General features: G+C 44.9%; 29 protein-coding genes and 1 tRNA gene. 25 read left to right on the top strand and 5 right to left on the bottom strand.

Annotation, left to right across the window (positions count from 1 at the left end):
• The first annotated feature begins 5 nt into the window (after positions 1-5).
• Positions 6-869, top strand: coding sequence for a hypothetical protein (locus H8R94_RS07065; protein WP_186854233.1), 864 nt, complete (start codon positions 6-8; stop codon positions 867-869).
• Here the strand turns inward: H8R94_RS07065 and mobA are convergent.
• Positions 866-1,489: a molybdenum cofactor guanylyltransferase gene (mobA, locus tag H8R94_RS07060; protein ID WP_118534952.1), complete on the bottom strand. Its 624-nt coding sequence runs from the start codon at positions 1,487-1,489 to the stop codon at positions 866-868. The two genes, H8R94_RS07065 and mobA, sit on opposite strands and share 4 nt — an antisense overlap.
• Before the next feature lie 88 nt (positions 1,490-1,577).
• Between mobA and H8R94_RS07055 the strand changes: the two genes are divergently transcribed.
• Genes H8R94_RS07055 through rsmI form a run of 7 tightly spaced genes read left to right on the top strand, consistent with a single transcriptional unit; the run spans position 1,578 to position 7,574 of the window.
• Entirely contained in the window at positions 1,578-2,957 is a 1,380-nt protein-coding gene (locus H8R94_RS07055) for an aminotransferase class I/II-fold pyridoxal phosphate-dependent enzyme (protein ID WP_186854232.1), read from the top strand.
• A gap of 58 nt (positions 2,958-3,015) precedes the next feature.
• Positions 3,016-3,618, top strand: coding sequence for a nucleoside/nucleotide kinase family protein (locus H8R94_RS07050; RefSeq protein ID WP_118280607.1), 603 nt, complete (start codon positions 3,016-3,018; stop codon positions 3,616-3,618).
• 3 nt (positions 3,619-3,621) lie between these two features.
• Positions 3,622-4,062, top strand: a complete 441-nt coding sequence (locus H8R94_RS07045; protein WP_118280606.1) for a YaaR family protein — start codon at positions 3,622-3,624, stop codon at positions 4,060-4,062.
• 16 nt (positions 4,063-4,078) lie between these two features.
• Complete coding sequence (gene holB / locus H8R94_RS07040; RefSeq protein WP_186854231.1) at positions 4,079-5,071, top strand: DNA polymerase III subunit delta'; 993 nt, start codon at positions 4,079-4,081, stop codon at positions 5,069-5,071.
• The gene (locus tag H8R94_RS07035; RefSeq protein WP_178009637.1) at positions 5,068-5,946 is read left to right on the top strand and encodes a PSP1 domain-containing protein; all 879 of its coding nucleotides are present in this window, start codon (positions 5,068-5,070) and stop codon (positions 5,944-5,946) included. The genes holB and H8R94_RS07035 overlap by 4 nt, the downstream gene beginning before the upstream one ends.
• Entirely contained in the window at positions 5,946-6,686 is a 741-nt protein-coding gene (locus H8R94_RS07030; protein ID WP_118280603.1) for a tRNA1(Val) (adenine(37)-N6)-methyltransferase, read from the top strand. Before H8R94_RS07035 ends, H8R94_RS07030 begins: the two co-directional genes overlap by 1 nt.
• Before the next feature lie 51 nt (positions 6,687-6,737).
• Positions 6,738-7,574, top strand: coding sequence for a 16S rRNA (cytidine(1402)-2'-O)-methyltransferase (rsmI, locus tag H8R94_RS07025; RefSeq protein ID WP_186854230.1), 837 nt, complete (start codon positions 6,738-6,740; stop codon positions 7,572-7,574).
• On the opposite strand, the gene H8R94_RS07020 is transcribed toward rsmI, so the two are convergent.
• A complete protein-coding gene (locus H8R94_RS07020; protein WP_186854229.1) occupies positions 7,569-9,326 on the bottom strand; it encodes a DUF885 domain-containing protein in 1,758 nt (585 codons plus the stop codon). The genes rsmI and H8R94_RS07020 overlap by 6 nt on opposite strands.
• A 115-nt stretch (positions 9,327-9,441) precedes the next feature.
• Between H8R94_RS07020 and H8R94_RS07015 the strand changes: the two genes are divergently transcribed.
• The 8 genes from H8R94_RS07015 to rpsR all read left to right on the top strand — a co-directional run bounded on the left by H8R94_RS07015 (position 9,442) and on the right by rpsR (position 12,635).
• Entirely contained in the window at positions 9,442-10,029 is a 588-nt protein-coding gene (locus H8R94_RS07015) for a nucleoside recognition protein (RefSeq protein ID WP_118280600.1), read from the top strand.
• On the top strand, positions 10,026-10,550 hold the full coding sequence (locus H8R94_RS07010) for a spore maturation protein (RefSeq protein ID WP_186854228.1): 525 nt from the start codon (positions 10,026-10,028) through the stop codon (positions 10,548-10,550). Before H8R94_RS07015 ends, H8R94_RS07010 begins: the two co-directional genes overlap by 4 nt.
• A gap of 79 nt (positions 10,551-10,629) precedes the next feature.
• Entirely contained in the window at positions 10,630-11,103 is a 474-nt protein-coding gene (locus H8R94_RS07005) for a divergent PAP2 family protein (RefSeq protein ID WP_118280598.1), read from the top strand.
• Positions 11,104-11,170: 67 nt separating this feature from the next.
• Positions 11,171-11,244 (top strand) — tRNA-Met (locus H8R94_RS07000).
• Positions 11,245-11,305: 61 nt separating this feature from the next.
• Positions 11,306-11,512: a DUF951 domain-containing protein gene (locus H8R94_RS06995; RefSeq protein ID WP_118280597.1), complete on the top strand. Its 207-nt coding sequence runs from the start codon at positions 11,306-11,308 to the stop codon at positions 11,510-11,512.
• A 104-nt stretch (positions 11,513-11,616) separates the two neighbouring features.
• Positions 11,617-11,907, top strand: a complete 291-nt coding sequence (gene rpsF / locus H8R94_RS06990) for a 30S ribosomal protein S6 (protein WP_118280596.1) — start codon at positions 11,617-11,619, stop codon at positions 11,905-11,907.
• A gap of 20 nt (positions 11,908-11,927) precedes the next feature.
• Positions 11,928-12,362 carry a single-stranded DNA-binding protein gene (locus tag H8R94_RS06985; RefSeq protein ID WP_118280595.1) on the top strand — a complete coding sequence of 145 codons (435 nt, stop codon included), beginning with the start codon at positions 11,928-11,930 and terminating at the stop codon, positions 12,360-12,362.
• 21 nt (positions 12,363-12,383) lie between these two features.
• The gene (gene rpsR, locus H8R94_RS06980) at positions 12,384-12,635 is read left to right on the top strand and encodes a 30S ribosomal protein S18 (protein WP_118280594.1); all 252 of its coding nucleotides are present in this window, start codon (positions 12,384-12,386) and stop codon (positions 12,633-12,635) included.
• Positions 12,636-12,719: 84 nt separating this feature from the next.
• Here rpsR and H8R94_RS06975 read toward each other — a convergent pair whose 3' ends face one another.
• Entirely contained in the window at positions 12,720-13,052 is a 333-nt protein-coding gene (locus H8R94_RS06975; RefSeq protein WP_186854227.1) for a winged helix-turn-helix transcriptional regulator, read from the bottom strand.
• Positions 13,053-13,275: 223 nt separating this feature from the next.
• Between H8R94_RS06975 and H8R94_RS06970 the strand changes: the two genes are divergently transcribed.
• The 3 genes from H8R94_RS06970 (at position 13,276) to H8R94_RS06960 (ending at position 15,434) form a co-directional block, all read left to right on the top strand.
• Positions 13,276-13,671, top strand: coding sequence for a pyridoxamine 5'-phosphate oxidase family protein (locus tag H8R94_RS06970; RefSeq protein WP_178009244.1), 396 nt, complete (start codon positions 13,276-13,278; stop codon positions 13,669-13,671).
• A gap of 33 nt (positions 13,672-13,704) precedes the next feature.
• Complete coding sequence (locus H8R94_RS06965; protein ID WP_186854226.1) at positions 13,705-14,478, top strand: protein-ADP-ribose hydrolase; 774 nt, start codon at positions 13,705-13,707, stop codon at positions 14,476-14,478.
• Between the two features lie 65 nt (positions 14,479-14,543).
• The gene (locus H8R94_RS06960; protein ID WP_118280591.1) at positions 14,544-15,434 is read left to right on the top strand and encodes an SIR2 family NAD-dependent protein deacylase; all 891 of its coding nucleotides are present in this window, start codon (positions 14,544-14,546) and stop codon (positions 15,432-15,434) included.
• Positions 15,435-15,442: 8 nt separating this feature from the next.
• On the opposite strand, the gene H8R94_RS06955 is transcribed toward H8R94_RS06960, so the two are convergent.
• Together H8R94_RS06955 and H8R94_RS06950 are read right to left on the bottom strand one after the other, a co-directional pair.
• On the bottom strand, positions 15,443-16,726 hold the full coding sequence (locus H8R94_RS06955; protein WP_186854225.1) for a cytidylate kinase family protein: 1,284 nt from the start codon (positions 16,724-16,726) through the stop codon (positions 15,443-15,445).
• Positions 16,723-17,166, bottom strand: coding sequence for a MarR family winged helix-turn-helix transcriptional regulator (locus tag H8R94_RS06950; RefSeq protein WP_186854224.1), 444 nt, complete (start codon positions 17,164-17,166; stop codon positions 16,723-16,725). The genes H8R94_RS06955 and H8R94_RS06950 overlap by 4 nt, the downstream gene beginning before the upstream one ends.
• A gap of 145 nt (positions 17,167-17,311) precedes the next feature.
• Here H8R94_RS06950 and H8R94_RS06945 point away from each other — a divergent pair, with 145 nt between their 5' ends.
• The 6 genes from H8R94_RS06945 to H8R94_RS06925 all read left to right on the top strand — a co-directional run bounded on the left by H8R94_RS06945 (position 17,312) and on the right by H8R94_RS06925 (position 21,353).
• A complete protein-coding gene (locus tag H8R94_RS06945; RefSeq protein ID WP_118280589.1) occupies positions 17,312-17,848 on the top strand; it encodes a GNAT family N-acetyltransferase in 537 nt (178 codons plus the stop codon).
• Positions 17,849-17,990: 142 nt separating this feature from the next.
• A complete protein-coding gene (locus tag H8R94_RS06940; RefSeq protein ID WP_186854223.1) occupies positions 17,991-18,638 on the top strand; it encodes an L-2-amino-thiazoline-4-carboxylic acid hydrolase in 648 nt (215 codons plus the stop codon).
• Positions 18,639-18,752: 114 nt separating this feature from the next.
• Positions 18,753-19,397 (top strand): DNA-3-methyladenine glycosylase family protein, encoded by a 645-nt coding sequence (locus H8R94_RS06935; RefSeq protein WP_178009248.1) that lies wholly within the window; start codon positions 18,753-18,755, stop codon positions 19,395-19,397.
• Positions 19,398-19,702: 305 nt separating this feature from the next.
• A complete protein-coding gene (locus tag H8R94_RS12285; protein ID WP_279286813.1) occupies positions 19,703-19,837 on the top strand; it encodes a hypothetical protein in 135 nt (44 codons plus the stop codon).
• 371 nt (positions 19,838-20,208) lie between these two features.
• Positions 20,209-20,838 (top strand): hypothetical protein, encoded by a 630-nt coding sequence (locus H8R94_RS06930; protein WP_186854222.1) that lies wholly within the window; start codon positions 20,209-20,211, stop codon positions 20,836-20,838.
• Positions 20,814-21,353 carry a hypothetical protein gene (locus tag H8R94_RS06925; RefSeq protein WP_186854221.1) on the top strand — a complete coding sequence of 180 codons (540 nt, stop codon included), beginning with the start codon at positions 20,814-20,816 and terminating at the stop codon, positions 21,351-21,353. The genes H8R94_RS06930 and H8R94_RS06925 overlap by 25 nt, the downstream gene beginning before the upstream one ends.
• The last annotated feature ends 123 nt before the right edge of the window (positions 21,354-21,476 follow it).

The following is a 21,476-nucleotide window of genomic DNA, read 5'->3' as shown; positions in this document are numbered from 1 at the left end:
ATAGCATGATAAACGAAGCATGGATCAAGACAAAGAGTCAGGAACTGGATATTCCTTTTTCCCATATTTTAAGTGCCTATGTCCTGGAGACAACGGTGCGCATCTTTGCAGAATTGGCGGATGCCAAAGACTTCTGGCTGGAGGGCAGTGACAGGCTGGGGCTGGATGTTTATAAGAAATCGGTCTCAGAGAAGGTCCGCTACTATTATACCGGTGGCAAAGCCTTCAAGGAGATCAAAGAGCGGATTCGACAAGATTTATTGCAGGCATATGAAAAAGAAGGATTTGGCGTAGAACTGGTTTCCGAGGAAAAAGAAGGTCAGGGATTTCGGATGAACTTTTCCATGGAAGTCTGCGGCATGTATGTGCCTTTTCGCGTCAGCCTTCTGCCTTTTGGCGGAGAGCATATTTTTCCAAAGGAAGAAAATCTGCGGCTTTTTTTGGAGAATAACAAGACGATCGGTATATACGCATACCCGGTAGAGCAGATCGCGGCGGAGCATCTGCTGCCCATTGTAAAGCAGTTGGAATTGTTGCAGGACATGGAGCACTACCAAAAACTATACGAGATCCTGAGCAAATACCCTTTGGAGGGACGCAAGGTACAGGAAAGTTTAGGGGCCTTGTGCCGCAAAGACCATGTAAAATGCAGTGCCTTGGTATGGGAAAGTCTGAGCGGATACGGTACATACACTTATATGGAAAAGAAATGGAAAAGCCTTTTGCGTAAGGAGAAGAAAAAAGAGCCAGCCTGGCAGGAAGTGCACGGGCTGATCTGTAGGTTCTTAGAGCCTATCTGGGAAAAACTGATGGAAGATCAGATCTTTTTTGGCGATTGGATGCCGCAACTGGGCAGATTTTTGGACTAATGGCGGATGCTGCTGATGTCCTGTAACTGGTGGAAAAGGGCATAGTAATAGGAATCGCGGTCGCTCAGACGATAAAATTGGTCTTCAAAAGGCATGGTCGAGCAGAGCGCAACATCCGAAACCGGCACATAGTTGATATAGCACTTGGCTTGGATCTGGCTGTTGGTGCGGTTGTTCAAAAGGATGGACTTGCCAAAGGCAGGAATACACGCCTTGGAATACACGCAGGCGATGGTGTCGACATAGTGATCGCGCAGAGCCAGCGAACAGGCATCGTAGTTTTCGGATGCCGCAAGCAGGTGCTTGCAGAGTGACGGCTGGATAAAAGGGGTATCAATGGTTACAAAAAAAGCACGGTTTTCAACGATCATGGTAAGGCTGCTCAAGATCGCCCCTATGGGACCGGCATTGAGATAGATGTCAGGTATCTCCGTGACATCCAGATCCAGATGTCCGTAGTCACCACGCTGGTTGACAGACAGGTAGATGCGGTCAAAGTGGGGCGCAAACTTGTGCACCATATATTCTAATAAGCATTCATCACCGAATGGCAGCAGTGCCTTGTCGGTTCCCATGCGGGAACTGTCACCACCACATAAAATGACCAAAGCCTGACTCATTGTAACCTCCAACAAACACGCGAAAAGCCATCCGCGTTTTTTCATGTAGATACTATTATAAGATGATAGAGGGAAAAAGAAAAGAAAAATGTTAGATCATAAATTAAGAGAACTGGCAGATTCGGACTTTTATCCGTTTCATATGCCGGGACATAAGAGACAGCAGACCGGGCTGGAAGACCCATATGCCATTGATATTACGGAGATCCCAGGATTTGACAATCTGCATGATCCACAGGGGCTTATCTTAGAAGCCATGGAACGTATGGCAGGGCTTTATCATGCAAAAAAGTCCTATCTTCTGGTCGGAGGATCGACTTGTGGCAACCTGACAGCAGTCTTTTCCGCTCTGCCGCAAAAGGGATGCATCCTCATGGGACGGGGCAGCCACAAAAGTATTTATCATGCTGCTTGGCTGCGGCAGTGCCGGATCGTCTATACCTATCCCAAGGTAGGGCAGATCGGCATGATCGAGGGAACGTCGATCGCAGAATATGAGCAGGCTTTGCAAGTCAACCCGGATATCGGAGCCATCGTGGTGACATCGCCGACCTATGAAGGGATGATCGAACCTCTGGATGAGATCGTGGCACTGGCACATGCAAGGGGGATCCCGGTCATTGTGGATGCGGCACACGGCGCGCATCTGGGCTTTGATCCCTATTTCCCAAAGTCTCCGCTGGAAAGCGGGGCAGACCTTGTCATCATGAGCCTGCACAAGACCCTGCCTGCGCTGACCCAGACGGCGGTGCTTCACGTCAATGAAAATTCACTTGTTTCGGAAAGGCAGATCGAGACCTATCTGGATGTATTTGAGACCAGTTCGCCGTCTTACGTCCTGATGGCTTCCATATGTCAGTGCATCCGCTTTCTGGAAGAAGAAAAAGCGGCATTTGGGGTATATGCCTCTCGTTTGCAGGACTTTTATAAAAAGTGTAAAAGTCTGGAAAAGATCCGTGTCTCTTCTTTCCCGGGGCAGGATCCGGGCAAGATCGTGATCGACGTATCAAAGACCTGGCTTTCCGGGCATGCGCTGGAAGAGATCCTCTTGCAAAAATATCATCTGGTTCTGGAAATGTCTTCTTTTTCCTATGGACTTGCCATGACAAGTGTCATGGATAGTGAAGAGGGATTTGTCCGTCTTTTTGAGGCACTAAAAGAGATCGATCGGGAAGCCAGTGCAAGAGATACAGACGATCCTTGCTGGACGGGGCAGGTCTTATACGGGCGCGGGCAAAAGGTCATGGAATATCATGAGGCAATGGAAAAAGCGAAAGAACGCTGTGCTCTTGATCAGGCAGAGGGCAGGATCGCAGCGTCATCGGTCGCCATCTATCCGCCGGGTGTACCTTTGATCGTACCGGGTGAGCGGATCGATCAGGAGCGGATCGACCTCTTAAATCTAGCCCAAAAGCAAGGGCTGACCATCACCGGGCTTGTGGATCATGGGCTTTTCGTTGTCATTTGAGGTGGACTATATTATACTAGATGGTAAGCGCATTCTATAGACAGGCAGAGTAAGGAACATGGGAAAGATTTTTTGTATCATAGGAAAAAGTTCAACAGGAAAAGATACCTTATATCAGCGCATTTTGGGACGGCATGATCTTGCCCTGCGCCAGATCGTGTCTTATACGACCAGACCCATCCGCGCAGGTGAAGTGGATGGGATCGAATACCATTTTTGCACACATGAGGAAAAAGACAGGCTGCTGGCATCCGGCAAGGTCGTGGAGATCCGCAGTTATAATACCTGTCACGGCATCTGGGACTATTTTACCGTTGACGATGGCAACATTGATCTGAGCAGATATGACTATCTGGTGATCGGAACGATCGAGTCCTTTGTCAAGTTGCGGGATTACTTTAGTCAGGATGCGGTTCTTCCGATATATATAGAAGTAGAGGACGGCGTGCGCCTGCAAAGAGCACTGGATCGTGAGCGGTGCCAGAAGCATCCAAAGTATGAGGAAATGTGCCGACGATTTTTGGCAGATGCCGCAGATTTTTCCAAGGAGAAATTGCAGGAGGCAGGCATCCACAGGATTTTCTATAACGAGGACTTGGAGTGCACGGAAGAGGACATCGTATGCTTTATGCGCGAAGTCATGATGAGTGAGGAAGGCTAGCCTATGGATTTAAAGGTAAATGATGTGTCGGGCGTGACGCAGACACAGGAAGTGAATCAGACAAAGCCTACGGATGACGGATTTAAGTTCACCCTGGCGAGTGCCATCGATGATGCGGAATTAAAGGAAAAACTGTCGGGGCTGATGGATGAGATCACGGAGCAGGGAAAGAAGATCTCGGAGCACATGGATATCCGGGATATGAAAAAATACCGCGGTCTGGTCAAGGATTTCATGAATGAAGTCGTCAATCGTTCCCACAAGTTTTCCAGAGAGAACTTTTTGGATCGCCGGGGACGTCACCGCGTCTATGGTTTGGTAAAATTAGTGGATAAAAATCTGGATGATCTGGCTGGAGAACTGGTCAAGGAAGAAAAAGACCATCTTGCCATTCTTGGAAAAGTCGATGAGATCCGGGGATTGCTTCTGGATATTTCCACCTAAAACGGAGTAGTTTAAAATGAAGTTTGCAGACATAAAAGGACAAGAGGATATCAAAGAGCATTTGCAGAACGCGATCGCTTTAGGCAAAACGTCCCACGCTTATATTATCAGCGGGGAGAAGGATGCCGGCAAGATGATGTTGGCGGAGGCATTTGCCCAGACTCTTTTGTGTCAGGACCGGGGCAAGGATGCCTGCGGAAATTGTCATTCCTGCAAGCAGTGCCAGAGCCACAACCACCCGGATATCCGCTATGTTTCGCATGAAAAGCCAAATACCATTTCGGTGGAGGACATCCGACAGCAGATCAATAACGACATTGTCATCAAGCCTTATGCGAGCGAATACAAGATCTATATTATGGATGAGGCGGAAAAGATGAACAAGGCGGCGCAGAATGCCCTGTTAAAGACCATCGAGGAACCACCGCATTATGCTATTATCTTTTTGCTGACGACCAATGCAGCAGGATTTTTGCCGACTATTTTATCCCGTTGTGTGACCTTGGAATTAAAGCCGATCTCTGCGGATATCATCCGAAAAGAGTTGATGGAGCATCACAACATGCCGGATTATCAGGCAGATGTCTGTGCCCAGTTTTCCCAGGGGAATCTGGGAAAAGCCATCAAATTGGCATCTTCCGAGGAATTTAACGAAATGAAATCCCATATGACCTCTCTGATGCGTCGTATGGAAAAGATGGATGTCTTTGGTATTTCCCAAGCCGTCAAGGAATTGGAGGAATACAAGCCTAAGATCGGTGATTATTTGGATTTGATGAACATCTGGTTTCGAGATGTGTTATTATATAAGGCGACAGGTGATGAGAGAAAGATTACTTTTCAGGATGAAAAGATGATCATAAAAAGACAGGCAAGTGAGTGTTCTTATCACGGGCTGAATACCATCATTCAGGCAGAGAATACCGCAAGGCGGCGGATCGCCTGCAATGGCAATTACAATTTGGCAGTGGAACTCATGTTGCTTTCAATAAAGGAGAATATTGCATGATAAAGATTGTTGGTGTGCGTTTTCGCACCGCAGGTAAAGTATATTATTTTGGACCCAAGAACTTAGACTTAAAGATCGGTGACCGCGTGATCGTTGAGACTGCGCGTGGTGTCGAGATGGGAACAGTTGCCGTAGCACCAAAGGAAGTGCCGGATGATGAGGTTGTCCAGCCGCTAAAGACTGTCCAGCGTATCGCGACCGAGGAAGACTTTAAACGGGCAGAGAAGAACAAGGAAAAAGAAAAAGAGGCTTTCAAGATCTGTCAGGAAAAGATCAAAAAGCACAAACTGGAAATGAAACTGGTGGACGCAGAGTACACCTTTGATAACAATAAACTGCTCTTTTACTTCACGGCAGACGGCAGGATCGATTTCCGTGAACTGGTAAAGGATCTGGCATCGGTATTCCGTACCAGGATCGAGTTGCGCCAGATCGGTGTGCGTGACGAGACCAAGATCATGGGCGGGATCGGCATCTGCGGCAGACCACTCTGCTGTAGTTCTTATCTGACAGACTTTGTTCCGGTTTCCATCAAGATGGCAAAAGAGCAAAATCTTTCCCTGAACCCGACTAAGATCTCTGGGGTCTGCGGCAGACTTATGTGCTGTCTGAAAAATGAGCAGGAGACTTACGAGTATCTGAACAGCCAGTTGCCGAATATCGGGGACTATGTGACGACACCGGAAGGGATCCGCGGACAGGTTAAGGCGGTCAGCGTCCTTCGTCAGCGCGTCAAGGTATTGATCGAGCAGAATGATACCAAGGAAGAGCGCGACTACGCAGTAGGAGACCTCAAATTCAAGGCAAAGCGCAAGAATATCAAGGTCACAAAAGAAGAATTAAAAGAGTTGGCAAAACTCGAGGATAATAAATAATGGCAGGATCATTTTTACATGAGGGTGAGCGGCTGGATGAACTGCAACGCAACGGTTACAAGATCATCCAGGATCCCAAGCGTTTTTGTTTTGGTATGGATGCTGTGCTTTTGTCCGGCTTTGCCAAGGTAAAGCGCGGAGAGGAAGTGCTGGATCTTGGCACGGGAACCGGGATCATTCCCATCCTTTTAGAAGCCAAAACAGAGGGGCAGCATTTTACCGGTCTGGAGATCCAGCCGGAGAGTGCTGACATGGCGGCAAGGAGTGTGGCTTACAATCACTTGGAGGACCGCGTTTCCATTGTCACAGGAGATATCAAAGATGCAACAAATATTTTTGGGGCATCTTCTTTTGATGTTGTGACCTGCAATCCGCCCTATATGACTGACCAGCATGGCATCAAGAATGACGGCGATGCCAAGACCATCGCCAGACATGAAGTGCTCTGTAATCTGGAGGATGTGGTATCACAGACGGCAAAACTCCTTCGTCCGGGCGGCAGATGTTACTTTGTGCACAGACCTTTCCGCCTGGTGGAGATCTTATCCACAATGAGCCGTTACAAGGTTGAGCCAAAGCGGATGCAGCTGGTCTATCCCTATGTGGATAAGGAACCCAATATGGTTCTGATCGAGGGGATGCGGGACGGAAAATCCAGGATCACGGTAGAAAAACCTCTGATCGTATATCAGAGTCCGGGCGTTTATATGCCGGAGATCTACGATATTTACGGTTATTAAATGCTTGCGGGATAAAAGTAGAGCAAAGATAACGGAAAGGAGTGCCGGAGTATGGCAGGTATCTTATATTTGTGTGCGACACCGATCGGAAATCTGGAGGATATGACCTATCGCTGTGTCCGCATTTTAAAAGAAGTGGATCTGATCGCTGCTGAGGATACGCGAAATTCCATAAAACTTTTGAACCACTTTGAGATCGACACGCCCATGACAAGTTATCATGAGTTTAATAAGATCGAAAAGGCGCATACATTACTGGCAGCCTTAAAAGATGGCAAAAATATTGCCGTTATCACAGATGCCGGGACACCGGGCATTTCCGATCCGGGCGAGGAACTGGTGGCAATGTGTTATGAGGAAGACATCGAGGTCAATGCCGTTCCGGGTGCGGCTGCCTGTATCACTGCGGTGACGAGTTCCGGACAGGCGTGTCGGCGTTTTAGTTTTGAGGCATTTTTGCCAAAAGACAAAAAGGAGCGCGCGCGTGTATTGGCAGAGATGCAGCAGGAGACACGCACCATGATCGTTTATGAGGCACCGCATCATCTGCGTGCGACCTTGCAGGAACTTTATCAGGCACTCGGCGACCGCAGCATCACGCTCTGCCGGGAACTGACCAAGCGTTATGAGGAAAAGAAGAAAATGACGCTGGCGCAGGCTGTGGATTATTACAGGGAAAATGACCCGCGCGGTGAATATGTCCTTGTCATTGCCGGTAAGTCCAAAGAAGAGGTCATGCAGGAGGAGCAGAGCCGCTGGGAAGATCTGAGCATTGAGGAGCATATGCAGATCTATCTGGATCAGGACTACAGCAAAAAGGACGCCATGAAAGCCGTAGCCAAAGACCGTGGCGTCAGCAAGCGCGATATTTATCAGGCGCTTTTATGATGTTCCAAGCAGGGCATCCCGCAGGATATCAAAAGGCGCAGGTCCGGTCTGTAATATCTTTTTATGAAATTCCATATAAGAAAAATCATCTTTTTTTGCATCCTTATAGTCTTTCTGTAGGGATGCAAAATTCATATAGCCTACATAATAATGCAGGTAATTTGCAGGATCTTCCACGATCAACTGGTAGATCTGATCGACGACATCTTGATCTTTGATCCCATAATTTTCTAAAAATTCCAAAAGACTGGAACGATCCCAGCCATAATAATGGATGCCAATGTCGGCAGAGGCATAGAGACTTAGGACAATGCTCTCATTGAGGGCTAGGACGGACGCAAGTTGATCCGGCAGTCCGGCGTATTGATAAGACATATATTCCACATAGGTAGCCCAGCCCTCGGTATATGCCGGAAAGGATAAAAGGGCGCGCACCGGTTCCAATCCGTACTGATAGGACATGGCGGTCTGGTAAAGATGACCGGGAAAACCCTCATGTGCCATGGTGGTAAAGAGGGAAGTCGTGTCGGCATTGCTGTCTGGATTGAAAAAAATATTGTGATAGCCACCAGAATCCAAAGGCGCGATCAGATAGTAGGCGGGCGCACTGGTCTGCCGCAATTGTGGCGCAATTTCATGGATGGTGACGGTAACATTTTCACAAGTAGGAAAGTCATTTTGTATAGAATCCTGTAAATGCTCGATCATGTCATCGGCTGTTTTTAGGGGGCAGGCATAAGAGCCCAGCATGGACGCTAAGGCAGGATTGTGGGCAAAGAGGTCAGCCATTTGGAACAGGTCTTCCTGACGTTTGGCAGCGATTTCTTGGAAAACCGTATAGGGACTTTCCTTTGTGCCGGTGTTTTTTCTGACCAGAAGGGCGTAGTATGTACGTCCTTTTTCTTTGACAGAAAGACTTCCATTATCGTCTGTTTTGTCAATAATCGACGATAATTGATTAGAAAGCGACAAATAAGACGGTAAAACGACATCATAAATGATCGACTGATTCCGGAAGATATAGGACGCTTTTTCTGCTTCATCTAAAAAGGCAGCGTTTTTTATGCGGTCGTCAAAAGAAGTCAGAAGCAGGTGGTCCGCCTGCACCTGTGAAAAAGAGGCACAAAAATCAATGGTCTGTTGCAACGAGTCTGTGTTTTCCATAAGCCCCAATTTGGTCTGTTCCGTAGCAAAGGCATAGATCTGTCCGAAGTAGATATCCATTTCTTCTAAGAGGGACAGGTAACATTCAATATCCTCGGTATCGTGAAAGGAAAAAGAGGACAAAAGAACCGGCAGGGAAGAAGGAATACCGGCGGTCGGCGAGAGCAGATTTTGATAGTAGTAGTAGTCGCCCAGTTTTTCCTCCAGACCATAGTAATCCTTCATAAGGTCATAGACCAGCCTTTGCCGGGCAGTCAGATTATTGCGGTCAATGTCCTTTAAACGGTCAAGCAGATTTTTGATCTCATCCATTTCCTTGATATGTTCTTCCATGGTCAGTGTGCAGAGCGTCTGGTCCGAAAAAGTGATATGATAGGCATCCGGGTTTTCTAAAGTAAAGTGGCAGGACATAGGATCGGCTTCCATCTGCCTGCAAAACCAATCGTCTGTCAGATCCTCAAAAGTATCTGCATCGCTGGTCTGACCCGCATCAAAAAGCCTTGCATTTCCCAGATCTTCTTTGCTGCAGCCTACCGCCGAAAAGGCGATCAGGATAGCAAGGATCAGACAAAGAAATCGTTTTCCCATAATGCCTCCCAAAGAAATACCATAGTTACAGTGTATGTACAATGAAAAAAAATATGATTTCCGGCATAGATTTTCCTTAAAATTCATACATATGAAAAAAAGTCTTGGAGTGCCTATGAATTATCTTTGGGCAGGCATGCTCTTACTTGGCATCGTCTATGGAGGCTTTCGGGGAGAGATGGCGGCAATCACGGAAGCGGCACTTTCCTCTGCAAAGGAAGCCGTTTCTCTTTGTATCACATTGCTTGGTGTCATGTGTTTTTGGGTAGGTATGATGAACATTGCGCAAAAGAGCGGACTATTGCGTACTCTGGCAGAAAAACTGGATCCCCTGCTGAACTTTTTATTTCCTACATTAAAAAAGGAGACCAAGGCAAAAGAATATATCGCGACCAATGTCATCGCCAATATCTTTGGACTTGGCTGGGCGGCAACACCGGCAGGACTTTCTGCCATGCAGGAATTAAAGAAGGTCAGCCGGCAGAAAGAGGGCGTGGCAAGCCGGGAAATGTGTACTTTTCTGGTACTTAATATTTCTTCCCTGCAACTGATCCCGGTCAATATGATCGCCTATCGCAGTCAGTACGGATCGGCAAATCCATCCATGATCACGGGTCCTGCCATTCTTGCGACCGCTATCAGCACTTTGGTTGCCGTGATCTTTTGTAAACTGGCATGTATGGGGCGGGAGGATCGGCTATGAAATTGCTTCTATATATATCCGATGCCATCATCCCCATTCTCTTGTTTATCATCCTTTTTCACGCCCTGCTTGGCAAGGGGAGGGTCTATGAGGATTTTCTGGAGGGGGCGAAAGACGGCTTTCACACCGTGATCGGCATTATGCCGACGCTGATCGGGCTTATGTGTGCGGTCGGTGTCCTGCGTGCTTCCGGCTTTCTGACGGATCTGGCAGTCTGGTTGGGAAAGATCATACCCGAGGAAGTCTTTCCCTCCGTGCTTCTTCCAGCGGCTATCGTAAAAATGTTTTCCTCCTCGGCGGCGACCGGACTGGTCTTAGATATTTTTAAAGAATATGGACCGGACAGCAGCAATGGGCTGATTGTATCTTTGATGGGATCTTGCACGGAGACCATCTTTTATACCATGTCGGTCTATTTTATGAGTGTCGGCATCCGAAAGACCAGATGGACGCTGGCGGGCGCGCTGGTAGCGACTTTGGCGGGGCTGATCGCCAGTGTGATCCTGGGGCAGATGCTATAGGAACTGTACAAATTTTCAAATTCGTAGTAATATAGGGAAACTTGGTGACATATATTATAGAAGATAAGGAAGAAAACAAATGAACATGCTCATGGATCTCATCACAAACCGTATATTTGTGGCAACGGCGGCTGCCTGGCTGGTGGCGCAAGTCTTAAAGGTTATCATTGACGCGGCAAAAAATGGTTTTTCCGCGGAACGTCTCACGGGAAGCGGCGGTATGCCAAGTTCACATTCAGCCACAGTTACGGGCCTGGTCGTTTCGACTGCTATCGTGGAGGGACTGGGAGGATTTCCTTTTGTTATGGCTTTGTTTTTTGCTATTATCGTGATCTACGATGCAGCAGGCGTGCGCATGGAGACAGGGCGCGAGGCGCAGTTGCTCAACCGTCTTTTGGAGCGGGATAAAGCCGAGGGCAGAGAGCCTTTGTACGAAGGAAACTTAAGAGAAAAGATGGGGCATACCATACCGGAGATCATCGTCGGTATGATCTTAGGCGCGGTCGTGGCAGTCATTGTCTGTAGTATCATGCAGGGGCTGATCGCATACTGATGTCAGATCTTGTCGATGACAAAAATTTGACAATCCGGGATAAGAAGCCTATAATAAATAACGTTGACGCGGGATGGAGCAGTCTGGAAGCTCGCCGGGCTCATAACCCGGAGGTCATAGGTTCAAATCCTATTCCCGCAATTTTTTAGGAGATGTCCGATAGGATGTCTCTTTTTTACATCACAAACCAAAGGAAAAGCGTATGGAGAACAAGTGGGATTTTCAGGTAAATGATATTGTAACCATGAAAAAGAAGCACCCTTGTGGGAGCGACCAGTTTCGCATCCTGCGTGTGGGAGCCGATTTTCGTCTGGCATGTCTGGGATGTGGGCATCAGATGATGCTGCCGCGCACAAAAGTGACCAAGGCATGCAAAAATGTTTTGCACGAAAATGTAAAAAAGGCTTGAAAAAGAGGGAAAATCATGGTATCATATCAACTCGTGGTATATTAAAATATCCTTGCTTTGCCGTATATTGGCAAGGCCAAAAGACCAAAAGGAGGTAAAATCGCATGAACAAGTATGAATTAGCACTCGTTGTTAATGCTAAGATCGAAGATGATGCGAGAGCAGCAGTCGTTGAGAAGGCACAGGGTTACATTACCCGTTTCGGCGGCGTTGTCAGTGAAGTAGAAGATTGGGGTAAGAAGAAGTTAGCTTACGACATCCAGAAGATGAGCGAAGGTTATTACTACTTCATCCAGTTCGAAGCAGAAGCTGATGCACCTGCTCAGATCGAAGAAAACGTTCGTATTATGGATAATGTTCTTCGTTTCTTATGCGTCAGAAAAGACGAGGCATAGATAGTAGATAAGGAGTAGGAATGAATAGACTGATTATGATGGGTCGCTTGGTAGCAGATCCGGAAGTAAGATATGGGGCAGCCAATGGTTCTGCTGTAGCAAATTTTAGAATTGCCGTAGATAGAAGATTCAAGAGAGATGGAGATCCGGATGCAGATTTCTTCCGTATAACTGCTTTTGGACGTCAGGCAGAGTTTGCTGAGAAATATCTTAGAAAAGGTACCAAGATCTTATTAGAAGGTGAAATCAGAAACAACAATTACACCGGAAAAGATGGGAACATGGTATATTCCGATCAGATCATTGCGAATTCCATTGAGTTTGCAGAGAGCAAGAATGCTCAGTCAAACAATGGATTTGGCGGCGACATGGGAACTCCGGCACCGAATACAAACGCTGGAGACGGTTTTATGAACATTCCGGATGGTATTGAAGAAGAATTGCCATTCAATTAGCATTGATTAGGAGGTAGCGTCATGGCTTACAATAAGACAGCAGATGGTTCAAGAAGAAGACCAATGCACAGAAGAAAGAAAGTCTGTGTATTCTGTGGTAAGGACAACGTGATTGATTACAAGGATACAGCAAAGTTAAAGAGATACATCTCAGAGAGAGGTAAGATCCTTCCTCGTCGTATCACCGGTAACTGTGCAAAGCATCAGAGAGCTTTAACTGTAGCAATCAAGAGAGCTCGTCACGTAGCACTTATGCCATATGTTTGCGAATAAGATTCGTAGATAAGATATAGTATTCCAAAAGGAGCATTTCCGTAGAGATATGGGAATGCTCCTTTTTCTGTCGTGTATGTTTATTTATTCCTTTAAAAAGGACTCCTTGTAGGCGGTGCCCCATTCTGCCATTGCCGTGATGATGGGGCGCATGGACTCGCCCAGATCGCTGAGGGCATATTCTACACGGGGCGGAACCTCTGCATAGACGGTGCGGGTGATGATACCGTCTTCCTCCATGGATCTGAGGGAATCAGTCAGGACTTTCTGGCTGATTCCTTCCAGATCCCTTTTTAATTCATTGAAACGCCAAGGGCGTGACATGAGGTTTCGAATGATCAGTATCTTCCATTTACTTCCGATCAGTTGCAATGTGGTTGCAACCGGGCAAGCCGGTAATTCTTCTTTGGTCAGCATCAATCTCCTTTTCTCCTTACAGGATCACAACAGTTCAAATTAGAATGCTACATTAGAAATAAATCTTATATCAAATTATAGTATGCCCTTAGGATCTGCGCAATAGTTACCTTTTGGTAACTAAGTAATAGATTTGTGCGTACTTTTTTTCTGCCTTTTTCCATCATAAAATCATAAGCAGGAACAGGAAATGTTCAAAAAAAGAAAAATGGAGGAAGATTTCATGGAAAAAGTAGTAGAATTTTTACAGGAAAATCCTGTACAGTATTTAGCAACCGTAGGTCGTGATGGAAAGGCAAAGTGCCGTCCTTTTATGTTTGCGGGTCAGATGGATGGCAAACTTTGGTTCTGCACCAACAACACAAAGGATGTCTACAAGGATCTGCAGGAAAATCCGCAGATTGAGATCTCCGTATCCAGCCCAACTTATGCATGGATCCGTCTGCATGGAAAAGCAGTTTTTGAGGACAACATGCAGGCAAAAGAAATGTGCATCGCCAATCCTATTGTCAAGAGCCAGTATGGGACCGCGGATAACCCAATTTTTGAAGTATTTTATTTGGAAGATGCGCATGGTGTGATCGCGGACTTTTCAGGAAATCCACCATATGAATTTTAAAACAGTGATGAGATAAACAGGAGGAGCAGCCATATGAACCAGAGTGAGCGACGTATGTATTTGATCAAAGAATTGTTAAAAGAACAGCCGGGCTATAGAGATATGGAGATTCCGGCAAATGCTGACGCACAAAGGCGCTTGCTGCGTTCGCTTATGAATGTGCGTATGGCGGCGCCTGTGGATGATGGATTTTTGCAGATTCAGGATGCTTATCTGCAAGAGGAGAACAGGAAAAAGGGTTTTGTGACACTGGCGGATATGGAAGAACTGCAGGAAGATATCTATTTTTGGCGGGGAGATATCACAAGACTTGCGGTGGGAGCAATCGTCAATGCGGCAAATAGTGGCATGACGGGCTGTTATCAACCATGCCATAACTGCATTGATAATTGTATCCACACCTATGCGGGGATGCAGCTACGATCCTTTTGTAGTGAAATGATGGTAGAACAGGGCTACGCTGAACCGACCGGGCAGGCGAAGATCACACCTGCGTATAATCTGCCCTGCCAATACGTGATCCATACAGTTGGACCGATCGTGCAGGGAAAACTGACGCAGAAAGACCAGGATCTCTTGCGCTCCTGCTACCAGTCCTGTCTGGATCTGGCAGAGGAAAAGGGAATTGAAAGTATCGCCTTTTGTTGTATTTCGACCGGTGTTTTTTGTTTTCCGAATGCGCGTGCGGCAGAGATCGCTGTTGAGACTGTGAAAGAGCATAAGGCGCAGACCGGATCGGATATTAAGGTGGTTTTTAACGTCTTTAAAGAGGAAGACGAAGGGATCTATCGGAGATTATTAGGTTAGGATGAGCAAAATCGCGGATAGGGCATGAGAACAGCAAGCAGAAAAAGAAGTATGGAGCACAGAAGATGAGAGAGCAAGCGGACAAAATAGAACTTATCAGACAAAAAATTGAGGATGCAGATGCCATTGTGATCGGTGCCGGTGCGGGACTTTCCACGGCGGCAGGCTTTACTTACAGTGGCGATCGCTTTGAAAAGTATTTTTCAGATTTTGGGAGCGCGTATGGCTTTTCCGACATGTATTCCGGTGGCTTTTATGATTATGCCACGCTTGAGGAGTATTGGGCGTATTGGAGCCGCTATATTTATATCAACCGTTATCAGGATGTGGAGAATGGCACATATCGGAATTTGTATGCGCTGGTAAAGGATAAGGACTACTTCGTGCTGACGACCAATGTGGATCATCAGTTCCAAAAGGCGGGATTTGCAAAGGAAAGACTCTTTTATACCCAGGGCGACTATGGACTTTTTCAGTGCGGCAGACCCTGTCATGCTAAGACATATGATAATGAAAAAACTGTGCGGGATATGGTTCTGGCGCAGGGGTATGCCATTGCGGAGGATGGGGCTTTGTATCTGCCGGAGGGCGTAATGCCTAAGATGAGCGTTCCCGCTGAACTTGTTCCGCGCTGTCCTAAGTGCGGCAGACCTATGAGCATGAACCTGCGCGCAGACAATACCTTTGTGGAAGATGCGGGCTGGAAAGCGGCGTCCGCATCTTATGTGCGCTTTATGGAAGAGCATATGCGAAAAAAGATCGTCTTTTTGGAACTCGGCGTAGGTTATAATACGCCAGGTATCATCAAGTATAATTTCTGGCAATATGCGGCAAACTGGCAGAATGCCTTTTATATCTGTATCAATCAGGGGCAGGCATACCTGCCGGAAGATATCGAGGACAAAGGGCTGGCGGTCAATGCGGATATTATGCAAATACTTGAGGGGCTATTATGATGCTACAATCATAGTCCCATTTTTTTCTGGAAAAGATCGCCGATGATCTGGGCAGTTTCTGCCACACCAAAATCGTCGGATTTGATACAAAGATCGTAATTCTTTACATTGCCCCAATCTGTCTTGGTAAAGTGTCTGCAGTGGATGGTACGCTCATGGTTGACCTTTTTCACCTTTGCAGCGGCAGATTGCGGAGAAATATTGTCACGTGCTGAGACTCTGGCAGCCTCGGCATCCAGATCTGCACTGATGAAAACATGGTAGGCTGTCGGCATATCTTTTAATATGTAGTTTGCTAAACGACCTACGATGATGCAGGAACCCTTCTGGGAAAGTTCGTGGATCAGAGCAGATTCTTTTGCAAAAAGTTGGTCGACCATTGGCAGGTCAGTCTGCTCTAAAGGTCCGGCATACCAGGCAAAGAAATCATGCAGAAGCGGGTTTTTCAAAGTCTGTTCATTCTGCTCTATATATTCCGGTGAGAAACCACTTTTTTCTGCGGCAAGGCGGATCAGTTCGGAATCATAGTAATGAAAACCGAAACGCTCAGCCAGAAGTTTTCCGATCTCACGTCCGCCACTACCAAATTCACGGGAAATGGTGATGACATAACTGGAGGAAGTTTCTTCTGAGACAGCAGTCTCATCCTCTTTTCCAAGTAACTTATCGCGCTGCTTGCCAAATGCCCGGTTGAGGATACCGACCAGCGTGCCGACTAAGACAGCGGCAATAATGGTACCGGCACCAACACTTCCCAGTGTGTGCAATAAACTAAGACAGGTGACGGCTGAGATCAGGACCATGGTACAGTCAAAGCCGATCTTAACCTTGGAAAATTCAACATGGGTTACAGAGGATACCGCCTGCATACAGCCTTCTCCGGCGAGTGGGATCAGGTTTGCCGGCAGGTATAAAAAGATACCCAGTGCGACAAACACCGTGCTGGCAAGTACCATGACGATACGGATGCCCAGATTTTCCGGCGTTGGCAGGAAGGATACCAGATAGTTACAAAACGTCGTGAAGTAACCGAATACGACACCGATCAGAACCTGTAACCACTGAACGGGTTTGAAATTTTTTCGCAATAAGAGGATCTGGATCAGAACCAGTACGATATGGAAAAGGATGGTTGCCTTGCCCATCTCAATGCCCCAGACGCAGGTCATGGTGTAAGGGATGGAACTGACGGGTGATACACCCAGATTTGATTTTACGGAAAGCGCAATGCCGATGGTCATTACGAAAAGTCCGATAAAATGCATAGGGATTCTAGTTTTTAAATGTTTCATTTATTTGTGCCTTCTTTCTTATAAGTAGTTACCATGTTGTCATATACGCGACCGAGCAAGTCCTGTAATTGTTGCTTTTCTGCCGGGGTAAAGCCCTCTAAAGCCTGGGATTCGATCCGGGCAAATTCCAGATTGAGACGGTCAGCATACTTTTTTCCGCTTTCCGTGAGATAGACATGGAGAGAGCGGCGATTGCTGTCGGCAGTCTTTCGTTTGATATAACCTTTGTTTTCCATGCCATTTAAGATGGCGGTCAAAGACGCCGGCTCAATGTGGCAGAATATGGCGATTTCTTTTTGGATTGCCCCATCATGGCGGAGCAGATAATCGAGAACTTTTGGTTGTCCTGAGGTCAATCCGGTATCTTTGACACTGGAGATCAGGGCTTTTTGTATCATCAGATGATCAGACATCAAAAGATAATGGAATGTTTCCTGCATGATTGCCTCCTTAGTTAGATTTCTAATTGTTAGAAACCTAACTAAATATATACGAAGGAAGGGAGATTGTCAAATGAAATGGAAAAAACATTGGAAATATAGTAATATGGGGAAAAGAAATTTTTCAAAAGAGTAAGGGGTAAAAATGCTGGAGACAGAAAGATTATTATTGCGAAAATGGACAGAGGCAGACGCGGACAGTTTATATACATATGCAAAAGATCCGGAGGTGGGTCCGGTTGCGGGATGGCCGCCACATAAAAACGTGGAGGAAAGTAAAGAGGTGATCCGAAATGTCTTTAACGGACCGGAGTGCTACGCGATCTGTGAAAAGGAAAACAACATTGCGATCGGGGCTGTCGAGCTGAAACTGAAGGGACATACAGACATGACAGACCGGGACGATGAATGTGAACTGGGATACTGGCTGGGACAAAAATTCTGGGGCAGGGGTTATATGCCGGAAGCCGCAAGAGAACTTTTGCGCCATGGATTTGAAGATCTTGGAATGAAAAAGATCTGGTGTGGCTATTATGACGGCAACGATAAGTCCAAACGTGTGCAGGAAAAATTGGGCTTTGTTTATCATCATACCTGCGAGGATGTGCCGGTGCCTCTTTTACATGAGGTTCGCATTGGGCATACAAATCTAATGACAAAAGAGCATTGGGATGCTTTGTGATTTGGGGTTTAGAAATGAAGAAAGTCGTTATTTTTGGAGCAACAGGACATACCGGAAAATATATATGATCACTATGGTGGAAATGACATTTCGCATTACCCGTAAAAAATAGCGAAAAATGTATTTTAGGAAGGGCTGACCTATGATGGCGTACACGGATAAATATTGGAAATTACTGATCCCTCTTATGAAAAAGGAACTCAATAAGCGATATGGGAAGGAATATACGAAAGCGCTGATAGCAAAGGCGGATGGTGTATATCGGGATATGCTGGATCGTGTAGATGATGTGGGCGAGGACAATCCTATGGCATCCAATATCTATGAATGTCTGGTCGTTTTGGCGATCTGGAAGGCTGCCGATGGGAAAATATCCGTCAGTGATCTGCGGGAAATGTGTACGGCTATTCTGTCTATGCCTGTGCTGAAAATAGTAGGTTTATTTGTGAATGGAAATAAGGAAAGCGGTGTCAGAAAGTTCCGTAAGATGATAGAAAAAGATGCGGCATGGCTGGACGAGCACCCGGAATACAAGGATGTTTCCTGGGATTTCCATATTGATGATACAAAGCATCAAGAGGGATTTTACTATCATTTCACGCAATGTCCGCTCAATAATTTTGCTAGGAAAGAAGGCTATCTGGAGGTTTTGCCGGTCATGTGTGATGTGGATTTCCTCACAGCGAAACTCATGCACTTTACATTACATAGAGAGCATACGTTGGCAGGCGGAGGAGAAGTCTGCGATTACTGGTATGTGGGAGACGATTCAAGAAATACAAAGTCTTAAAGCAGAGAATAAAAGAAACGCAATAAGGGTGACTGGGGAAAGCAGTATACTGTTTGTAAGTTGGTAGGATGTCGGTGTGGAAAGAAAGTACAACAAAAAGCACGGAGGTGGGATATGTATTTTGCATATGGAGAAAATGAAATTTCATATCTCAAAAGTAAGGATGAAAAACTTGCGGAAGTGATTGAGAAGATTGGTATGATCGAAAGAGAAACGGATACAGACCTGTTTTCTTCGGTCATTCATCATATTATCGGGCAACAGATATCCACAAAAGCACAGGCAACTATCTGGCAGCGGATGCAGGAAGGTCTGGGAGAAGTAAATGCGGAAACGATTCTGGCGACGGATATTTCCAAATTGCAGTCTTATGGCATGACCTTCCGAAAAGCGGAGTATATCACGGATTTTGCAGAAAAAGTTCATAATGGGACTTGCAATCTGGATGCAGTCTGGCAAATGTCGGATGAGGAGGCTATCCGGGAATTGAGCAGTTTAAAAGGTATTGGTGTCTGGACCGCGGAGATGATCTTGCTCTTTTGTATGCAGCGTCCAGATATTTTTAGTTATGATGATCTTGCGATCCAACGTGGATTGCGGATGGTCTACCATCATCGTAAGATTGACCGCAAATTATTTGAGAAATATCGTCGGCGTTTTAGTCCCTATTGCAGCGTTGCAAGCCTGTATTTGTGGGCGGTGTCAGGTGGGGCGATTCCAGAGATGAAGGATTATAAACCGAAAACAAGCAAAAAATGAAAGTAATATTTGTAGGATAAGAAGTAAATCAGAGTTTGATGGAATATAAAGTCAATCGTAAATATACTTTCACCAGATAAGTTAGATATAGAATATAAACGGAAGATTTTGCAAAATGCAGACTTCCGTTTTTTTTGATAGAGCAGAAGATCGATTTTGTGGATACTCGCTACCTGAAAATGAATATTTTTTAAAAAGTGGGAATAGGCTAATGACAGAAGATACAGATCGTGTTAATATGTGTTTGTAAACCATATTACCGAAAAATGAATAATTTTTAGAAAGTGGAAATAGGAGATGGCGCCATGCAACTTATCGTAAGAAAAAAGTATTTAGAAGAGTTGATCGAATTGTATGGAACACCAGACATAAAAGTTATCACGGGGGCATACGTTAAAATAGGACTAAATCAAGAGAAACCTTATAAAACAAGGGTTTGAATGATTTAAGTCCTATTTTTTTAATACCAATTTTGAGGTAAGGATTAGGACGGCGCCGAATGAATCAATACCTACAATGTCATATTATCTGGCTGATTACTGGATAATGGGAAGATTGTGAGGTGAACTATATAATTTTGAGATAGGACTTAGTTTATGCCTGAATTTTATGTTCAGGTGTAATCTGGGTCCTATTTTTTTAAAAAGTCCACGAGAGAATATGTTTTTGCAAAAAAAGTCCGCGAGAGAATATTCTGTAATTTCAAATAATGAGTTAGACTGAATCGCATAGGCACAGGAAATGTGGTATACTGTGCCTATGTAAAAAAGAATGTGTTTTGCAAATCGGAATTTGTGAGGAGAAATTATTGATGGAGTACTTAAAAATATTTATATCTGCATTCGGAGGTGGAGCAACAATAGTAGTGTCAACTATATTATTTGCAAAAAATAAAATAGAAAAAATGATAGATAAAAAAATAGATTATTATTTTGATATGAAGATTGAAAATGAAAAAGGTATTATTGAACAGAAAATATATGTTAGCCAGCATAAGTTTGATAAAGAGTATGCAATAATTCAAGAATTAATGGAAAAGGCATTTGACTTCACATACCTTTCTCGGGAGGTATATTTTACTATTGGAGAACCAGAAAAGAATGATAGCGCTGTTAAGAAATATAAAAAAGCATGTGATGATTTCACTATATTTTATATGAAAAACTGTGCGTTTATTCCAGAAGAATTGGCTAAGCCATTTGACTTGTTTGTAAAGAAAATTAACGAATTTAGATTGACAGTTCAAAAGCATAATAAACTACTAGTTAAGGTGTTAAATAAAGATAGTACATCAAATAATGAGTCTATGTTATTGCAAACGTTGTTACTGCTAGAACCTAATGGTGGTGTTCATAGGAGTGTGAAGTTAAACTCTTCTGGTAACTTCACTTACAGCTTAGGAGGAGGAAGTAATGCATGGAAATATACAAGAAGGTTTTAGCTGTTTTGGTTTGTGTCTTTACAATTCCTGTGGTGCTTTTTCTAGGAGGATGTCATGAAAGGTCTGCATTGGAGGAAAAAAAGGAGATAGAATTTCCTGTGAATGAAAGAGGATATCCGCAAAACAATATTGTAATTATCAATGATACGTCTTATCCTATAGATATTGTAGGACATTCACATATAGATTCTAAAGTGGATTCTGAAATTGAGATTAAAATGGAGAAAAAGAGTAATATCGTTGAAATCGTTCTTCCCCAGTATCTTCCTATTAATAATTGGAGCATTGAGGAAAAAGAATATGTGAATTTGATTTCATACAATAAAACGGATTTTCCAATAAAAGATGGGGATATGATTGAAGGAATATCAACAGCGGTACAAAAATTTAAAATTCAAGTCTCAACGGATGAAACTACGGAAATTCTACTAAAGTGGGCAAATATAAATGAAGTAGATAAGCTATTTAAGGACAAAAAAGAGGACTATCTACTAAAAATATCAGTGTCTTATTAGGTAAAGCATAAACAAAGCATATCCCACAAAGGATTCGGTAAACAGCCAAATGTCATTTAGATAAGGATTGCTTTATAGTCAGAAATTCTTATACAGCGGATAAACATTTTGTTTATCTGCTGT

This window comes from Roseburia lenta (assembly GCF_014287435.1).
Lineage (GTDB): Bacteria > Bacillota > Clostridia > Lachnospirales > Lachnospiraceae > Pararoseburia > Pararoseburia lenta.
Note: the sequence above shows the minus strand (reverse complement) of the source record. Positions and strands in the feature narration are given on the sequence as shown.

Coding starts and splice junctions, on each gene's coding strand:
- H8R94_RS06930 (WP_186854222.1), top strand. CDS start 20,209: ATGGAGTACTTAAAAATATTTATATCTGCATTCGGAGGTGGAGCAACA.
- H8R94_RS12285 (WP_279286813.1), top strand. CDS start 19,703: ATGCAACTTATCGTAAGAAAAAAGTATTTAGAAGAGTTGATCGAATTG.
- H8R94_RS06955 (WP_186854225.1), bottom strand. CDS start 16,726: ATGAAACATTTAAAAACTAGAATCCCTATGCATTTTATCGGACTTTTC.
- rpsR (WP_118280594.1), top strand. CDS start 12,384: ATGGCTTACAATAAGACAGCAGATGGTTCAAGAAGAAGACCAATGCAC.
- rsmI (WP_186854230.1), top strand. CDS start 6,738: ATGGCAGGTATCTTATATTTGTGTGCGACACCGATCGGAAATCTGGAG.
- rpsF (WP_118280596.1), top strand. CDS start 11,617: ATGAACAAGTATGAATTAGCACTCGTTGTTAATGCTAAGATCGAAGAT.
- H8R94_RS06935 (WP_178009248.1), top strand. CDS start 18,753: ATGTATTTTGCATATGGAGAAAATGAAATTTCATATCTCAAAAGTAAG.
- H8R94_RS06945 (WP_118280589.1), top strand. CDS start 17,312: ATGCTGGAGACAGAAAGATTATTATTGCGAAAATGGACAGAGGCAGAC.
- H8R94_RS06995 (WP_118280597.1), top strand. CDS start 11,306: ATGGAGAACAAGTGGGATTTTCAGGTAAATGATATTGTAACCATGAAA.
- mobA (WP_118534952.1), bottom strand. CDS start 1,489: ATGAGTCAGGCTTTGGTCATTTTATGTGGTGGTGACAGTTCCCGCATG.
- H8R94_RS06985 (WP_118280595.1), top strand. CDS start 11,928: ATGAATAGACTGATTATGATGGGTCGCTTGGTAGCAGATCCGGAAGTA.
- H8R94_RS06940 (WP_186854223.1), top strand. CDS start 17,991: ATGATGGCGTACACGGATAAATATTGGAAATTACTGATCCCTCTTATG.
- H8R94_RS07030 (WP_118280603.1), top strand. CDS start 5,946: ATGGCAGGATCATTTTTACATGAGGGTGAGCGGCTGGATGAACTGCAA.
- H8R94_RS07020 (WP_186854229.1), bottom strand. CDS start 9,326: ATGGGAAAACGATTTCTTTGTCTGATCCTTGCTATCCTGATCGCCTTT.
- H8R94_RS06960 (WP_118280591.1), top strand. CDS start 14,544: ATGAGAGAGCAAGCGGACAAAATAGAACTTATCAGACAAAAAATTGAG.
- H8R94_RS07045 (WP_118280606.1), top strand. CDS start 3,622: ATGGATTTAAAGGTAAATGATGTGTCGGGCGTGACGCAGACACAGGAA.
- H8R94_RS06965 (WP_186854226.1), top strand. CDS start 13,705: ATGAACCAGAGTGAGCGACGTATGTATTTGATCAAAGAATTGTTAAAA.
- H8R94_RS06925 (WP_186854221.1), top strand. CDS start 20,814: ATGGAAATATACAAGAAGGTTTTAGCTGTTTTGGTTTGTGTCTTTACA.
- H8R94_RS07050 (WP_118280607.1), top strand. CDS start 3,016: ATGGGAAAGATTTTTTGTATCATAGGAAAAAGTTCAACAGGAAAAGAT.
- H8R94_RS06970 (WP_178009244.1), top strand. CDS start 13,276: ATGGAAAAAGTAGTAGAATTTTTACAGGAAAATCCTGTACAGTATTTA.
- H8R94_RS07010 (WP_186854228.1), top strand. CDS start 10,026: ATGAAATTGCTTCTATATATATCCGATGCCATCATCCCCATTCTCTTG.
- H8R94_RS06950 (WP_186854224.1), bottom strand. CDS start 17,166: ATGCAGGAAACATTCCATTATCTTTTGATGTCTGATCATCTGATGATA.
- H8R94_RS07065 (WP_186854233.1), top strand. CDS start 6: ATGATAAACGAAGCATGGATCAAGACAAAGAGTCAGGAACTGGATATT.
- H8R94_RS07035 (WP_178009637.1), top strand. CDS start 5,068: ATGATAAAGATTGTTGGTGTGCGTTTTCGCACCGCAGGTAAAGTATAT.
- H8R94_RS06975 (WP_186854227.1), bottom strand. CDS start 13,052: ATGCTGACCAAAGAAGAATTACCGGCTTGCCCGGTTGCAACCACATTG.
- H8R94_RS07055 (WP_186854232.1), top strand. CDS start 1,578: ATGTTAGATCATAAATTAAGAGAACTGGCAGATTCGGACTTTTATCCG.
- H8R94_RS07015 (WP_118280600.1), top strand. CDS start 9,442: ATGAATTATCTTTGGGCAGGCATGCTCTTACTTGGCATCGTCTATGGA.
- H8R94_RS07005 (WP_118280598.1), top strand. CDS start 10,630: ATGAACATGCTCATGGATCTCATCACAAACCGTATATTTGTGGCAACG.
- holB (WP_186854231.1), top strand. CDS start 4,079: ATGAAGTTTGCAGACATAAAAGGACAAGAGGATATCAAAGAGCATTTG.